Annotated in this window: 1 protein-coding gene; it reads right to left on the bottom strand. The window is 64.9% G+C overall.

The features are described from left to right. Positions 1-276: hypothetical protein (locus VTU_RS33865; RefSeq protein WP_010107291.1), on the bottom strand; the 276-nt coding region annotated here is incomplete at both ends.

Raw genomic sequence — 276 nt, 5'->3', positions numbered from 1 at the left:
TGCGGGTCGCGCTGATAGATCAGGCGGCTGCCGTCGGGCAGGCTGGTGCTGAGCACGTTGCCTTGTTCGTCGTGGGTGTAGCGCGTCAGGCTGTTTTGGGTGCTGCCGTCGGCCTGGTGCCGGATGGTGCGCCGTTCGGTTCGCAGGCCCTGCGCGTCGTGCTGGTAGTGCTCGCTTTGCGTGGGGTGTTCGAGGGCAGTGAGTTGGCTGCCTGTGTAGTGCCAGGTGGTCGTGGTGGTTTTTTTCGGGTCGGCTGTGTCGCTGATGTCTTGGCGC

It is taken from the genome of Verminephrobacter aporrectodeae subsp. tuberculatae At4, from assembly GCF_000193225.1.
GTDB classification, from domain to species: Bacteria; Pseudomonadota; Gammaproteobacteria; order Burkholderiales; family Burkholderiaceae_C; genus Acidovorax; species Acidovorax aporrectodeae.
Note: the sequence above shows the minus strand (reverse complement) of the source record. Positions and strands in the feature narration are given on the sequence as shown.